Source organism: Runella sp. R5_40 (genome assembly GCF_057652295.1).
In genome coordinates this window covers 603,481-618,901 of the sequence record NZ_JBYFCH010000001.1, presented here as the reverse complement: position 1 = coordinate 618,901, position 15,421 = coordinate 603,481, and the positions used below count along the sequence as shown (strand labels likewise).

14 protein-coding genes are annotated in these 15,421 nt (G+C 46.9%); 10 read left to right on the top strand and 4 right to left on the bottom strand.

Features of this window, described 5'->3' with window-relative positions:
* Window positions 1-9 precede the first annotated feature (9 nt).
* The 7 genes from AC23N5_RS02700 (at window position 10) to AC23N5_RS02670 (ending at window position 9,186) form a co-directional block, all read left to right on the top strand.
* Window positions 10-1,647 (top strand): SusD/RagB family nutrient-binding outer membrane lipoprotein, encoded by a 1,638-nt coding sequence (locus AC23N5_RS02700; protein ID WP_183977417.1) that lies wholly within the window; start codon window positions 10-12, stop codon window positions 1,645-1,647.
* 279 nt (window positions 1,648-1,926) lie between these two features.
* Entirely contained in the window at window positions 1,927-3,180 is a 1,254-nt protein-coding gene (locus AC23N5_RS02695) for a hypothetical protein (RefSeq protein WP_487754386.1), read from the top strand.
* 12 nt (window positions 3,181-3,192) lie between these two features.
* Entirely contained in the window at window positions 3,193-4,044 is an 852-nt protein-coding gene (locus AC23N5_RS02690) for a glycerophosphodiester phosphodiesterase family protein (protein ID WP_487754385.1), read from the top strand.
* A 27-nt stretch (window positions 4,045-4,071) separates the two neighbouring features.
* Complete coding sequence (locus AC23N5_RS02685) at window positions 4,072-5,430, top strand: PhoPQ-activated pathogenicity-related family protein (protein WP_487754384.1); 1,359 nt, start codon at window positions 4,072-4,074, stop codon at window positions 5,428-5,430.
* 57 nt (window positions 5,431-5,487) lie between these two features.
* Complete coding sequence (locus AC23N5_RS02680) at window positions 5,488-5,679, top strand: hypothetical protein (protein WP_183977410.1); 192 nt, start codon at window positions 5,488-5,490, stop codon at window positions 5,677-5,679.
* A 15-nt stretch (window positions 5,680-5,694) separates the two neighbouring features.
* Entirely contained in the window at window positions 5,695-7,338 is a 1,644-nt protein-coding gene (locus tag AC23N5_RS02675) for a glycerophosphodiester phosphodiesterase family protein (protein WP_487754383.1), read from the top strand.
* Between the two features lie 87 nt (window positions 7,339-7,425).
* Window positions 7,426-9,186 (top strand): purple acid phosphatase family protein, encoded by a 1,761-nt coding sequence (locus tag AC23N5_RS02670; protein WP_487754382.1) that lies wholly within the window; start codon window positions 7,426-7,428, stop codon window positions 9,184-9,186.
* Here AC23N5_RS02670 and AC23N5_RS02665 read toward each other — a convergent pair.
* Window positions 9,183-10,511 carry a sulfatase family protein gene (locus AC23N5_RS02665; RefSeq protein ID WP_487754381.1) on the bottom strand — a complete coding sequence of 443 codons (1,329 nt, stop codon included), beginning with the start codon at window positions 10,509-10,511 and terminating at the stop codon, window positions 9,183-9,185. The genes AC23N5_RS02670 and AC23N5_RS02665 overlap by 4 nt on opposite strands.
* Before the next feature lie 156 nt (window positions 10,512-10,667).
* On the opposite strand from AC23N5_RS02665, the gene proB reads away from it, so the two are divergent.
* Window positions 10,668-11,699: a glutamate 5-kinase gene (proB, locus tag AC23N5_RS02660; RefSeq protein ID WP_122932630.1), complete on the top strand. Its 1,032-nt coding sequence runs from the start codon at window positions 10,668-10,670 to the stop codon at window positions 11,697-11,699.
* A 98-nt stretch (window positions 11,700-11,797) separates the two neighbouring features.
* Here proB and AC23N5_RS02655 read toward each other — a convergent pair whose 3' ends face one another.
* The gene (locus tag AC23N5_RS02655; protein ID WP_487754380.1) at window positions 11,798-12,229 is read right to left on the bottom strand and encodes an Hsp20/alpha crystallin family protein; all 432 of its coding nucleotides are present in this window, start codon (window positions 12,227-12,229) and stop codon (window positions 11,798-11,800) included.
* 203 nt (window positions 12,230-12,432) lie between these two features.
* Here AC23N5_RS02655 and AC23N5_RS02650 point away from each other — a divergent pair, with 203 nt between their 5' ends.
* A complete protein-coding gene (locus AC23N5_RS02650; protein ID WP_487754379.1) occupies window positions 12,433-13,287 on the top strand; it encodes a CPBP family intramembrane glutamic endopeptidase in 855 nt (284 codons plus the stop codon).
* A 35-nt stretch (window positions 13,288-13,322) separates the two neighbouring features.
* Here AC23N5_RS02650 and AC23N5_RS02645 read toward each other — a convergent pair whose 3' ends face one another.
* Window positions 13,323-13,604 carry a hypothetical protein gene (locus tag AC23N5_RS02645; RefSeq protein ID WP_487754378.1) on the bottom strand — a complete coding sequence of 94 codons (282 nt, stop codon included), beginning with the start codon at window positions 13,602-13,604 and terminating at the stop codon, window positions 13,323-13,325.
* Here AC23N5_RS02645 and AC23N5_RS02640 point away from each other — a divergent pair.
* Entirely contained in the window at window positions 13,604-14,770 is a 1,167-nt protein-coding gene (locus AC23N5_RS02640; RefSeq protein WP_487754377.1) for a ComEC/Rec2 family competence protein, read from the top strand. The genes AC23N5_RS02645 and AC23N5_RS02640 overlap by 1 nt on opposite strands.
* 28 nt (window positions 14,771-14,798) lie before the next feature.
* On the opposite strand, the gene AC23N5_RS02635 is transcribed toward AC23N5_RS02640, so the two are convergent.
* The gene (locus AC23N5_RS02635) at window positions 14,799-15,395 is read right to left on the bottom strand and encodes a transposase (protein WP_487754376.1); all 597 of its coding nucleotides are present in this window, start codon (window positions 15,393-15,395) and stop codon (window positions 14,799-14,801) included.
* Window positions 15,396-15,421: the final 26 nt, after the last annotated feature.

The following is a 15,421-nucleotide window of genomic DNA, read 5'->3' as shown; positions in this document are numbered from 1 at the left end:
AGTAAGGCAATGAAAATCAAGAACTTTAAATCAACTTGCTTGGTGCTTTTGTTTTCTTGTACGGTATTTTCTTGTAAAGATTTAACTGTACTCAACGAAAACCCCAACGGCGTCAACCCCGCTAATGCCAATCCAAACTTGGTGTTATCAACCGTTTTGACCGAAAGCGGAAAAGCGTTTGTCAACTTGGGCTACCAAGACATTGCAGGCGTGATGCAGCATACCCAAAAAGACGGCTGGAGTAGCGGCCACAACGAGTACGATTGGGGCGGAAGCCAAAGCTGGGCGGGCTACTACGATATTTTGCGTAACAACCAATACGTCTATGACCGTGCCATTGCTACCAACTCAGAGTTGCACCAAGGCATCGCGCTGGTGATGAAATCTATGATGTTTGGGTTGATTACCGACCTTTGGGGGGATGCGCCTTACACTTCGGCTTTGAAAGGAGCCGATGGCGGTGCTGCCAATACGTTCCCTTCGTACGATTCGCAAGAGGCGATTTACACGGGAATTTTGGCCGACCTTGAGAAAGCAAACACCTTGCTCTCCAAAAATGCGACAGACTATCCCGTAACTGTTGGTACAGCCGATGTTTATTATGCGGGAGCGCCTGCCAAATGGCGTAAGTTAGCCAACTCCTTGGCGTTGCGTTATTACATGCGTATTTCGAGCAAAAAACCTGATGTAGCCAAAGCAGGTATTGAAAAAATTGTAGGAAATGCGACGCAGTACCCCATTATCACGGCTATTGCTGACGACTGCGCCATGCCTTTTGCGGGAAATAGCAACGACGATTCTTGGCCTGCCAACGCCATTTATGATGCCAGCGAAAGTAACTACCGTCGTATCAAAATGGCGGCTACGTTTGTAGATAGATTGTTGGCAATCAAAGACCCGCGCCTGGGAGTTTGGGCCAATAAGGTGAAAATTCAGTTGGTAGTGGATCCGTCTTTGCCCAAAGGAACGGACAAAATCGACGGTAGCAAACGCTATTTGTCGCCCGATAAAGTGGCTGGAAAAGACTATAATACCAACGAGTACGTGGGTCTTCCAACGGCGATTGTGGGGGGAGCTTCTTACAACCTCAGCCCAACCGCCGAACAAGCGGCCAATAACCCGCACGTATCGTGGTTGAACGACATTTACAAACAAGCGAAAGGAACACTTTTGAAGTCGCGTTTGATGTCGGCTGCCGAAATACGGTTTATTTTGGCCGAAGCTGCGCTGAAAGGCTGGGCGGTAGGCGATGCCAAAACGCATTATGAAGCAGGAGTAAAAGCCTCTTTAGATACTTGGGGCGTAGGAAGCAGCTATGCTACTTACATTGCAGGAGATGGGGTGAAATACGACGGCACGTTGAAACAAATCATCGAGCAAAAATGGATTTCGAGTTGGACGGCGGCGCAAGAAGCATGGTTTGACTACCGCAGAACAGGGTTTCCTGCGTTGGTAGCAGGGCCACAAGCCAAGCGCAAAGTATTGCCAGTTCGGTTTTTCTACATGCTCGACGAACGTAATTTGAACAAGGTGAATACCGAAAGTGCGATGAGTAAACTAGAACAAACCGAGTTTTCGGCGGCAGATGGTAAAAATAGCCCATGGTCGAAGCCTTGGGTAGCCCAAGGAACAAGCAAACCTTGGTAAGAATAAGAGTTGAAGAGAATAAAAAAAGGTGGAAAACTTTCCACCTTTTTTTGCACATACCTTTATTCAATAGTCCACAAATGTAAGTTTACCGTATGCTCTTTAGGAGAGTTTCAGTGAGAAGGTTGCTTACTCAGTGCGGAGGGCTGCTGTCTTCATTCAGTGCAGAGGGTTGCTCACAACCCGACGAGTTTGCGAATGTCGAATGACAGTGAGGAGGGTTGCTCACAACCCGACCAGCGAAGAAGAAGCAACTTTAAACCCCAAACAGAAAACAACATGAAAAAACGAATAATACTTGGCGTAATCGCTTGGAGTTGGTTGGCAGTGGCGAGCATAGCGCAGGATCTGCGCGTGGGAGCGGCGTTGCGGGTCATCACGCCCAATCCACTGCTTCCTGCCTCGGGAGGAATAGGTACGCCTAAGCCCACCACGGAGAAAAAAGGTGACTTATTTGCCCGCGTGATGGTACTCGAAAAAGGGGGAACGCGCGTGGCAATTGTGGGCGTCGATAACCTTGGCTGGTCGTCGGTGTTGGGCAATAAATCACGGGCGCTCATCAAAGGCATTCCTCCCGAAAATGTGTTGATTGGCTGCACCCACACCCACAGTGGCCCCGATGCGTACGCGTTTCCTGACCAGACGGGCAAGTCGTCGGCCGATTTGAAGTACTTGGACGATTGTGTCAAAAAAATCGCCGATGCCGTCAATGAGGCAGTTTCAAAATTGGAACCTGCCACGCTGAAAATTGCGGTGGGGGAAGCCAAAGGCCAAATTGCGTACAATTATTACGCTCCGCAGCTATACGACCCGCGTTGTGGCGTGATTCAGGCGACCAATAAACAAGGTAAAACGATTGCAACGTTGGTCAACTACGCCATCCACCCCGAAATCATTGGGTCAGGAAGAGGAATTATGAGTCCCGATATGTGCGGGCCGTTGTACGATCGTATCGAATCAAAAGTGGGCGGAATAGCCTTGTTTATGAACAGTGCCCAAGGAGGAATGGTCACGGCTGATAACCGTCGCGAGTCGAACAACGAAGCCAATACGTGGGAAGAATGTATCCGAATCGGCGAGCTGCTGGCCGACGAAGCCCTGCGTATTGTTACTCCCGCACCTGCCCTCGAAAATGCTGCTCTATACTGCACGGCGCGCACGGTAGAGTTTCCTGTAGAGTCTGAATTGATGCGCTATATTCTTAAAAACTCACCCCTCAAACACCCCAACGCGAAAGACGCCAGCGTGAGTACGCAGGTGAATTTATTGAACATTGGCCCTGCCCAAATCCTGACCATTCCAGGAGAAGCTTTGCCCAACATTGGCTATTACCTAAAGCGAAACATGAATACTAAATTGCCGTTTTTGTTTGGCCTTACCAACGACGCCTTTGGGTACATGCTCACCAAAGTGGATTTCAATAGTTTCAAACGCTATGAGTACGTGAGCCGAACCAGTTTGGGAGAAATGACTGCCGAAATTTACATGGAACAAGCCTTAAAACTCGTCAAAGAGAGTCCAAAGGCGCAATAATTGAACGATAAAATGATGAAAAAACAGTGGCTCTGGTGGAGTATAATGGGGTTGTCGATAGGGACGGCTTGGGGACAACGAAACGTCAAAGACATCAAAAAAGATTTCTTGAACCCAAAATCGACTACCGTACTGGTGGCCTCGCACCGAGCAGCGCACAACCAATTTCCCGAAAACTCCATTCCCGCCATCAAAGAAGCGATACGGCTAGGGGTAGATATTTTGGAGATTGACGTAAAAGTAACTTCCGACGGTGTACCCGTCATTATGCACGACGGGACGGTCAATCGCACCACAACGGGCAAGGGAAAGTTAGAAGAAATGACTTTTGCGCAGCTTAATCAGCTTTTTTTGGTTGAAAATGGCAAAGCAACCACTGAAAAAATTCCGACGCTGGAAGAAGCGCTTTTGTTGGCAAAAGGCCATATTTTAGTCGATTTAGACCTGAAAACTGACAAAATGGACGCGGTTTTGGAGGTAATACAAAAAACCAAGACCGAAGATATTGTCATTTTCTTTGATAGTGATTACGAAATCCTGAAGTACGTTGACAAGAAAAACAAACGCTACATGATGATGCCACGGGCACATTCGCTGTCCGAAGCCGATTCGGCCATTGCGTTGTTTGAGCCCGAAATTGTCCACATCGACTTCTCGTTTTATACCCCCGAAGTGGTGGGAACCATCAAAAAACATTCGTCGCGGGTTTGGATAAATGCACTGGGTCCCGTGGATGCGGCGCTTCGGGCAGGCAAAACTGACGAGGCACTGGGGCAGCTTCTCAAACACGGAGCAAACGTGGTGCAAACCGACGAGCCCGAGTTGTTGTTGAAATTGCTCAAAGAACGAAAAATTCATTTATAACCCTAAAACTCTCTAACTCCAATCATAATGCGTAAGCCATTTTTTAAACTCTTTTTGATAGCGGCCATCGTTTGGGTTGCTACGCCGCTACTTCGGGCCCAACAAGCAAACGTTACCCCCGAAACTGCTCTAAAAAGTTACATCAACAACGGTGACGATACCTTTACGTGGGAATTGAAAGACTCGTTTCCGATGGGTGACGTGACGGGCTATAACCTTCTCTTGACTTCCCAAAAATGGCGAGGAATTACGTGGCGTCACCAGCTTACGGTGTTTGTTCCCAAAGAAAATACCCACGATGGCGCGCTGTTGTTTATTACGGGTGGTTCCAATAAAGACGAGCAACCCAACTGGAGTACCAAAGACAAGCTTTGGTTGCCGCTGGCGGGGATTTCTTCCAAAAATAAAGCCATTGTAGTATTGTTGAAACAAGCGCCTAACCAACCACTTTATGGCAAATTGACCGAAGATGCGCTCATTTCTTACACCTTGCACAACTTCAAAAAGGACGGCGATTATACCTGGCCGTTGTTGTTTCCGATGGTGAAAAGTGCGGTAAAAACCATGGACGCCGTGCAGGCATTTTCAAAACAAAAACTCAACCACGAGGTTAATAGCTTTGTAGTGACAGGCGCTTCAAAACGTGGATGGACAACGTGGCTGTCGGCAGCGATTGACGATGCGCGTGTAAAGGCCATCGGGCCGATGGTGATTGACATGCTCAACATGCCAGCAACGCTTGATTATCAGCTCAAAAGCTACGGTGAGTATAGTGTTCAAATCGAAGATTACGTAAAGTTGGAGATTCCCCAAACGGCCAATACGCCCAAAGGAGCCGCCATTACGACGATGATTGACCCGTATTCGTACCGTGCAAAGTTGACAGTGCCCAAAATCATTTTCATTGGCACCAACGACGAATACTGGACGGTGGATGCCATCAAACATTACTATGACCAGATTCCTGGACAAAACATGATTCACTACGTACCCAACGCAGGGCACGATTTGGGTGGAGGAGCGCAAGCATTGGAAGCATTGAGCGCCTTTTTTGGAACGACCATCAACAACCGTGCGTATCCAACCCCAAAATGGAAGGCGTCGTCGAGCCGTAAAGGCGTGAAATTGAGTATAAATACGGCAAGTGATGGTTTAGTCGATGCGATTGTATGGTCGGCTACTTCGGCAGACAAAGATTTTAGAAACGAGAAGTGGACAAGTCAGTCGTTGGGAGTCTCGAATACGTCAAAAATCAAGCTAAAAGAAAACTACCCAAGCAGCGGCTACAAAGCGTTTTACGTTGACTTAAAATATAAAAACCCAGAGGGAGGAACCTACACGGTAAGTACCCGTGTATTTCTGACAGACCAGAAAAAGGTGCTTTAAAGTAGTCTTTTGGGTAGTCTTTGGCGTACTTTAGATATACTGTATAAACAAATGACCATGGAACACTCCCGTCCAGAGTACCTAGTCGATAAGCTATTAAGCAACAAGCTATCGAAAGAGGAATTTGACGAATTGTTGGTAGGACTGGGAGCAACTGAAATGGCTCCAGAGTACTCTGTCATTCTGGAAGAGTATTTCAATAAGCTCATGTCAGAACATGATGCAAAGACGCCCTTTCAACTGAGATAGTTAATTCGTTTTTCTATGAAATATGCCCAAAGGTATGCGATAACACTGCTTATCGCGCTACTTAGCATTTTTACGGGAGTTGCTCAAACAGCTCCCGTTCTTCCTACCTCCAAGAATAAATTGGTGGTCATTGCTCACCGAGGCAACCACGTCAATGTTCCCGAAAATAGCTTGGCGTCTTACGAAGAAGCCATCAAAAGCGGCGCTGATTACGTTGAAATTGACCTACGGACGAGCAAAGATGGTATTTTGATGATTCACCACGATGCCACCGTTGACCGCATGACCAATGGAAAAGGCAACGTATCGGACAAAACGTGGGCCGAACTTCAATCGCTTCAACTCAAAAATCCCAAAGCCGACGACCCAACGGCCTACCGAATCCCTGAGTTTCGGGAGGTGTTGCGTTTGTGCAAAAACCGCATTCATATCTACCTCGATTTTAAAAATGCGGACGTAGCCGAAACCTGGAAACAGATTCAGGCGGAGGGAATGGAAAATCAAATAGTGGTCTATTTGAACAAAGTCCCCGACTACAAAAAATGGCGAAGCGTGGCTCCCCAAATGCCGTTGATGACGAGCTTGTTTGACGAGGTGAAAAACAAAGACCAACTGCGGTATTTTCTGGGACAAGTCAAAATCGAGGCGCTTGATAACATCTATGACAAAGAAATGGTGCAAGCCGCCCAAAGTGAGGGCGTGAGCGTTTGGTTAGATGTTCAAAGCCCTTCGGAAGGCCCCGAAGCATGGAACAATGCGCTTCAGAAAGGCGTCAATGGCATTCAAACCGACCAGCCCGAAGCATTGGTAAAGTACTTAAATGCCAACGGCTGGCGAAATGGACTGAGCCAAAATGCGGCCTCGTTGCCCAAGAAACCAAGCTATCAGTCGCTGTTGGATGTGGCGTATGGTGATGCTGAAGGAAAACAGAATTTGCTTGATGCGTTTTATCCCGATAATCACAACAGCAACACCAAGCTGATTGTCTATATTCACGGAGGGTCGTGGAGCCGAGGAGATAAAAGCGAGTTTCCCAAACAGTTGATTGAAGAGTTGGTCGGGAATCGGGGTTACATGGTGGTTTCTATCAATTATCGTTTGGTAAAAGAGGGTCAAAACCTTTTCCCTGCTCAAATTGAAGATGTCAAAAAAGCACTTGAATTTTTGTCGAGCAAGGCAAAACGGTACGGTTTTAACGGCAACGAATTTGCCCTCATGGGCGGCAGCGCAGGGGCGCATTTGGCAATGCTGTACGCTTACAAACACGACGCGAAAAAACAGGTAAAAACCGTCGTCAATTTGTGGGGGCCTACCGACTTGACGGACAAAACCATCCGTCCCGACGGCAGCGATGCCGACAATACCGTCATTCGCTTTCTGGGAACACCCGACCACAAAGCCCAAATCTGCGTTGATGCAAGTCCGTTATTACATTTGACCAAAGAAACATCGGTGCCTACCATTTCTTTCCACGGGGTTGAAGACCCGTTGGTAAATGTCAGTCAGGCCGAAAATCTCCATAAAAAACTACAATCGCTGGGAACACTTTCTCAGTTAGAGCTTTACCCAAAAGAAAAACACGGGATGAGTGCATCGGCGGCGGTAGATGTGTTTTCAAAAATCGTTGCTTGGCTCGAAAAGCAGTATCCTGCGAAGTAGGAACTATTACCTTCCCGAAAGTTTTAAACTTTCGGGAAGGTGGTAACTTTCGGGAAGATATAGATAAGTTTTAATTAATTGATTTTTATGCGATTACGTTTTCTCACACCATTCGTTTTTCTTGCTTTTTTTACGTTCAAACTCCAAGCCCAAACCACGGTCAAAGAAGTACTCGACGGCGCGGTGACGCGCTTGTACCAACAATTGACTCCCGCTCAGTTAGACACAATTTCGGACGAATACATTCTTGATTTTTTGTCGGCAAAAGAACGCCAAATTTTAGCGACGCGCTATTGGACGTTTGAGGTAAACGTGCCCGTGGTGGTTTCGCTCATGCGCGACCAAGCCCAGAAAGTTCCTCCGTTTTGGTTGGCAAAAAGTGGTTTCCAAAAAACTACCATGCAAGTCAAAAACGAAGAATATACCTACGAAGTTTGGCAAAAGAAGTTTAACAAGGGAACTGTTCAGTTGGGAATAAACGGATTTGATAAACACCGTCCAGTCTATTTTATCAGTGTCGGTCCCCAAAAAAAGGGTGAGAAAGTAAAGATTTCGCGGGTATCGCCAGCCAATCAACAGTTCCACGAAATGAAAGTAGGCGCGTTTACTTACCACGATTGGGACGATTTGGTACTGGAAGAAGTCCCTGAAGCATTGAAAGGCCAAATACTCTTTACGACGATTCGGGGACGGGCGCGGGAAGCCCATTTAAAAAACGCATTTCGACAGACGCCTTACCCGTCGCAGTCGCATCCTGACCAAGTAGTGCTCAACCTCAGCGGCGATCCCAAAACGACGATGGACGTGCAGTGGCGCACGCGACCTAACGTAACAAAAGGGCAAGTAATTTACTGGAAAGCCCAAACAACAGATACGCTGCGGACAGAAGCCTCAATGATAACGATTGAAGACCGACTTCTTCGCAACGACCGTTACATCAATCATTTTTCGGCGCATTTGAAAGGATTGCAACCCGCCACTACGTATCACTATCGCGTAGGTTCGGCGAGCGGTGGCTGGTCGGATGTAGCGTCGTTTAAAACCCAAGCTGCGACACCCGAAGGCTTTTCGTTCATTTGGTTTGGCGATACCCACAAGTCGCCCGATTGGGGAGCAATGGCGCAAAAAACGTTAGCCCGCCACCCCGAAATTTCGTTTTATTCTATCATCGGAGATTTGGTCAGTACGGGCCTGAACCGCGACGAATGGGACGAGTTTTTTCATCATTCAGGCAATGTTTTGAGTTACAAACCGCTGATGCCCATTCCAGGCAACCACGATAGCCAAGACGGCCTTGGGGCAGCGATGTACCAACAACTTTTTAGCTTGCCTACCAACGGGCCTGCGCAGTTGCCCAAAGAGCGCACGTATTCGTTTGAGTACCAAAATGCCCTTTTTGTGATGATTGACGGGACGTTTTTGAACCACGAACAAACGGCTTGGATAGAACAGCAATTGGCCAATTCAAAAGCCAAATGGAAGTTTGTGATGCTGCATTTTCCGCCGTATAATTTTGAAGAAGACTATTCGCAAATCCGCAAAGAGTGGGGCGTTCTTTTTGACCGTTACCACGTGGACATGGTCATGAGCGGGCACGTGCATTATTACATGCGCAGCAAGCCTATGAAGGCAGAAAAAATAGTAGAAACCCCAAAAAACGGGACGATTTATACCATTTCCATTAGCATTCCAAGCCAGCACAAAGAATGGCCCGAGGAGCCCTATGCAGCGGCGCGTTTTCAAAGCGGCCCTGTGTATCAGCACATCCGCATCGACGGCAACCGCCTCGTGTATCGTTGCCTCGACCCAGATGGGAAGGTAAAAGATGAATTGACGATTGAGCATTAACGAGGCAAAGCCCCCCACCATTGCAAGAGTTTGTTTTTTAACGGTTCGGTGATGGTTTGGTTTTCTGCTGCTACGTTTTGGCGTTCAGCACTATCTGTTTTAAGGTTATAGAGCTGGACGTCACTGCCGTTGGCATTCATCAATAGTTTCCAATTTCCTTCTCGCACCGCTAACTGAGGACTACGGTCTTTCCCTTCGGGATACCGAAAAGACGTTTCGTTGCGGCCATATTCCCAGAATAGCGTGCGTGCTTCTTTGGAGGGTTGACCAAGCAAGGTTTTTAGCTTGTCTTTGCCATCAACTTTAGCGTCGGTTTTTACCCCAGCCAAAGCGCAAAGAGAGGGAAATAAATCGTTGGCATGAAGCACCGACAAGGAATCCACTTTGCCTTTCTTGATTTTAGCGGGATAGTGCACAAGAAACGGCATTCGAATGCCTCCTTCGTACAGAGAAAGTTTTGAGCCCCTGAAATTGACCGAACGTGCGCCATCGAAGGTAGGTAATGCGCCGTTGTCGCTTGTGAAAATAACGAGGGTGTTTTGATCAATACCCAATTTTTTTAACCCTTCCATAAGTCGGCCAATTTCGCGGTCATATACCTCCATGACAGCCTTGAAATTGCGCTCGTCGGCAGGGCCGTCTGGGTATTTGGCCACGTCATCTTTAAATGGTACCCAAGGCGTATGAACATCATCAGGCCAAAGATTGATAAAACAAGGTTGGCCCTTGTGTTTTTGTAAAAATGCCAACGTTTTATCAACAAAATAGGCCGTCCGACTCCAACGCTTCACGCTGTCAGAATCAGCCCAAATCCAGTTGGTAGAGGTTATTATTGGGTCGGGATTGGGGCTTTCCCAGGTGCTACTCCATTCGTCAAAACCATATTGAGGGATGGTTGGAGCATTTTTTACATCTCTTCCTCCTCCCATGTGCCATTTGCCAAAATGCCCCGTTTTATAACCACTTTTTTGTAAAATCTTAGCAATAGAGGGCGCTTCAAGGGTCAAAAAATCGGCTTGTTGGCATTCAGCATTCCCTTTTTTTGTCTGTAAAAAGCTCGTAATCTTCCATTTGGCGGGGTGCGAACCTGTAAGAATGCCCGTACGTGACGGAGAGCAAATAGGAGATGCACTGTAATAGTTGGTAAACTGAATACTGTTTCGCGCTAAGTTGTCTAAGTGTGGGGTCGGGAGTACCTTGCCACCGTAGCAAGCGAGGTCACCAACTCCCATATCGTCGGTCAAAATAACAATGATGTTGGGCTTTTGGGCATACGTGTGGTATGTACAGACGAGAAGCAAAAGAATAGACCAGATTTTCTTCACAATGAACTGATGTGTTTTAAGGAATGGAAGTAGTATTTGAAAAAAGGGGGAGAAGGGGGGATTCTAATGAAGTAATTCGATAATTGCTAATTATAGCAGTGGCAGTGTACTCTTTGGGTCAGCCTTTGTACCTTTGCGGCAAAGATTACGAGTTGTATGTCAAAGCCCATCTTAGTTTTAAAATTCGGAAGTGCAGCCATCACCAAAGCGAACGGAGAACTCAATCAGCTTGTGATGGTGGAAATTGCCCGCCAAGTAGCGCAGTTATACACCGACTACCACGTCGTTATTGTGTCGTCGGGAGCCGTGGCGGCGGGGAAACAATACATCCGCAGTTACGCGGGAGAAATCACCCAACGCAAAGCGGCAGCGGCCATCGGTAACTTATTGTTGTTGAACAAATACGCGCAGTTTTTCTCGCCTTATGATATTCCCGTAGCGCAAAGCCTGTGCGAACGCGGACACTTTGCCAACCGCGACCAGTTTTTACAAATGAAAGATACCTTTCAAGAACTGTGGGAAAACGGCATCATTCCAATCGTCAACGAAAACGACGTGGTCAGTAGCCACGAGTTAAAATTTTCGGACAATGACGAACTCGCGACGCTTATCGCCGTAGGGTTTGGGGCAGATACCCTGATGCTTTGTACGTCGGTAGGAGGTTTGCTGGATGATAAAGGCCAAGTGATTCCGCGCGTGTCGCAGGTCAATGACGTGTTTCAGTTTGTGCGAAGCGATAAATCAAGTGTAGGCTTAGGAGGGATGACGTCGAAACTGACGTTTGCCAAGTTGGCGACGCGTATGGGTATTCGTACCATTATTTTTGGAATGAACGAACCCGATGGCATTTTGCACGCGATTCGTGAAGAAACAGGAACCGTTTTTGCTCCTCAAGACAATAGCCTTTCGGCGCGTAATCGCTGGTTGGGCAGTGGGAGTTTGGTGGCGGGCCGTATTACCATCGACGATGGCGCTGCTCAAGCCCTTCAAAATCGGAAAAGCCTTTTGGCCGTTGGGATTAAAAACGTAGCGGGCGATTTTGAAGCGGGCGAAGTGGTGGAGTTGCTTAATTCGGAAGGGAATTTGGTAGCAGTGGCCAAAGCCCGTGAATCTTCTGTGGTGATTGTCCAAAATCTACGTACCCAAAACTTTGAAGTCGCCAACGCCAACGATATAGTCTTGTTATAAAAAAAACGTCGGGGTATGAGTACCCCGACGCACATTCTAATTTGTGTATCGCGGTATGAGTACCGCGATATACATTCGACCCCAACCTACAAACGTACTTACGCAATTTCAATCAAGCGAGGAGTTTTCTTCGCTTCTTCTTTTTTAGGAAGCTCTACGTTCAACACCCCGTCGGTATAAGTAGCTACGATTTTCTCGCCGTCGATGGTATTCGGCAACGTGAAAGAGCGGCGGAAGCTGTTAAAGCTAAACTCTTTGCGCGTATATTTTTCGGTGTTTTCTTCGGTTTTTTGCTCTTTTTGAGCCGAAATGCTCAGCACATTATTTTCCAAGTTGATTTTAAAATCTTCCTTCTTCAAACCTGGAGCAGCTACCTCAAGACGGAATCCGCTTTCGCCTTCAACGATGTTTACGGCAGGGACACCGTAGTTTGTCAAGTTAGCGGGAGCAAAAAGCTCGTTAAAATCTTTTCCGAATACGTTGCCGAACAAAGTGGGGAAGTTGCCGTTGGTTTTTACTAAAGTTGCCATGGTTGCTAGTAGTTTTAAGTTTTTATGTTGTTTGTAATTGAGTTGTGCTAGTTATTGACTTTTTTTACTGCATCAACGCCTTACTAAGGTCAAATCCTGTACCACGCGATTTTTTTGATAATTTTAATGACAAAATGTCGCAATTGGCGAAATTTTCATTTTTTATTAATGACAAAATGTCTTAAATTACTGCAAATACCCCTATGCTTCCCCTTCAACCCAACTCCTTTATTGACGCTTCCAAGCAAGGCGACAACCGCCTTGGCCTTTACGTAGCGTTTTTTTTGCTGGTAGTTATTGCCAACGTCGTTGGGTCTATCCCAGGCGCTTGGGCAATGGTCGAATTGCGCTCAAACGAGCTATCTTTGCCTATTTACTTGGTGATGGCGTTGGTTTTTCTCTCCTTCGTCGTAGCCTTGGGTACACTTTGGTTTTGTGTACAGTACATTCACAAGCGCTCACCGTTTACGATGATTGTCCCGTCGGGGCAAGTCAACTGGAAACGCGTGGCGGCGTCGGGTGGACTCTGGCTTGGCTGTTCAGTAGCTGTGGAGCTAGTTACTTATTTACTTTTTCCTGATAAATACCGTTTAAGCCTCAACTGGTCGGAGTTTTTGCCATCGTTGATTGTGGGGCTGCTTTTTATTCCTTTTCAAACCTCTTTTGAGGAATTGTTTTTTCGGGGGTATTTGATGCAGGGCATTGGTTCCTGGAATTTTTGGGTAGGAGTGACCATTCCCGCTATCTTGTTTGGACTGGCGCACAGTTTCAACGATGAAGTAGAAGCGGCAGGTTCATTGGGCATTGCCATGATTTACTACATTGGCGTAGGGGTGTTTTTTGGCCTTCTTACGGTGTATGACCGAAGTCTGGAATTGCCTTTGGGGGTTCATGCGGCTAATAATTTGTACGCGTTTTTGGTCGTGGGCTATCCGAGTAGCTCTATTCCTACGGCGACCATTTGGATGATGAACGAGCTCAATTTCCCCTTGATGATTGGACAATGGTTGCTGACGTTAGGATTGTACCTTTTGTTGCGCAAACGATTGGTGAAGTGAGAGGTGTTTTTAGCTTAGGGTTTACGGTTTCCAGTTTAGGTTTTTTCTTTCGTTTCATTACTCATTGGATTATGATTTACGCTCAATATATTCGACATTCTGCACGTTCGCAGCAGTCGTCGGGTTGTGAGCAACCCTCCCCACGGAAATGATTTACGCTCAATATATTCGACATTCTGCATCGCTCGGGCGACCCCGTCTTCACTCGACATTCCCAGCAGTCGTTGGTTGTGAGCAACCCTCCCCACGGCTGGCTTTGCTCCTTGTTCTTTGCCTTTTTTCCCTTTGCTCCTTGGCGCAGCAGGTAGGAAAACCATTGCCGAAGTGGAAAGAAGGTGGGTTAGATATTCACCACATCAACACAGGACAAGGTAGTGCTACGCTGCTGGTATTTCCCGACGGAACAACCTTGCTGGTGGATGCGGGCGCTATTAATTCGCGAGATTGGCGGACGAATAAGCCCCGAAATATCCCAACAAAACCCTCCAACGAACGACAGGCAGGGGAGTGGATAGCGCGCTATGTTCAGAAAGCATTGGCGCACCAGACCTCGCCCGCTATTGACTACGCCCTAATTTCTCATTTCCACGACGACCACATGGGCACACCTCTCAATGTTGCCAAGCAATCGAGTGCTGGATATACCTTGGCTGGAATTACAGAAGTGGGAGAACTAATTCCAATTCGAAAAATCATTGACCGAGGTTGGCCTGATTACTCGTATCCTACTCCCATGACGGCCGATTCGATGGTGAGTAATTATCGGCGGTTTTTGCAATGGCAACAGCAGCACAAAGGGATGGCTATTGAGCGTTTTCGGGCAGGAAGTAACGACCAACTTGTGCTTTTGAAGAGCAAAAAATACCCTTTTGAGGTGCGAAACATTGCCGTTAATGGGGAAATGTGGACGGGGTCAGGTAATCAAACGACGCCGCTTTTTCCACCGCTGCCTTCGCTAAAATCGGCTGATTTTCCCAACGAAAATATGTGCAGTGCCGTATTTCAGATTCGCTATGGGAAGTTCGATTATTTCTCGGGGGGAGATTTACAAGGGGTGATTCGATTTGGTGCACCCGCGTGGCACGATGTAGAAACGCCGATTGCGCAAGTGGTAGGGCCAGTAGAGGTACAACTCGTTGACCACCACGGTTATCCTGATTCCCAAAATGGGACGTTGTTGACCCGTTTGCAGCCGCGTGTAATGGTGGTGCCGAGCTGGGCATCGTCGCATCCAGGGAAGGATGTGCTTGAGCGGATGTTTTCGGAAGAGTATTACAAAGGCCCGCGCGATGTATTTATGACCAACCTGCTTCCAGAAGCCAAAACGGCCATTGCTGACCTATTGCCTCGCCTCCAAAGCGAAGGTGGACACGTGGTGATACGGGTCGAAAAAGGCGGCAAAAAGTACCAAATAATGGTGCTGGACGATACCGCCGAATCGTTTCGTGTCAAGGCGGTGTATGGCCCCTACCAGTCGAAGTAAACCTACCTAAAGACGAAAACTAATAAGGCTAAAACCCCTCTATAAGATCATCTAGGTTACCTTTATTCATTTGATGAAACTTCTGAAATTCGTTTGTCCCTCCAAACCACTCTACTACTTCATCGCGCTTTAGTTTTGTGCTCTTTTGCGAGAGAAAAGCATGGTACGAAGAATGCTCCCAGTCATAAGGATGTGATACAAATCCATGATTGACGGGGTTTTGATGAATATAATTCACTGCCGCGGTAAAGTACTCCTCATTATCTACTTCAAATCGTTTGGTGTAATCGATAAAAAGAGCGCCCTTCCTTTCGTATTTAATATTGTATGCTCTCGCATACCCATTGAGCCAATTACTTATTTTTTGCATTACAAATTTGTGTACGTCGCCTTTAAATTTCGGGGTTTTTTCAAGTTCGTCCCAAGAGCATACACGAACTAATAAATGGAAATGATTGGGCATTAGGCAGTACGCATACGTCTTTAATACCTCCTGCGTGTGATAGGCATACCGATTTAGAAAATAATAGTAGTTATCGGTACATCGAAAAAGATTCTCGCTGCCAACAGCGTGATTTACCAAATGATAAAATTTATCTGGCTCAAATAACCCTAATCCTTTCATATAAGTTTTAGGGTTTAGACTTGTTG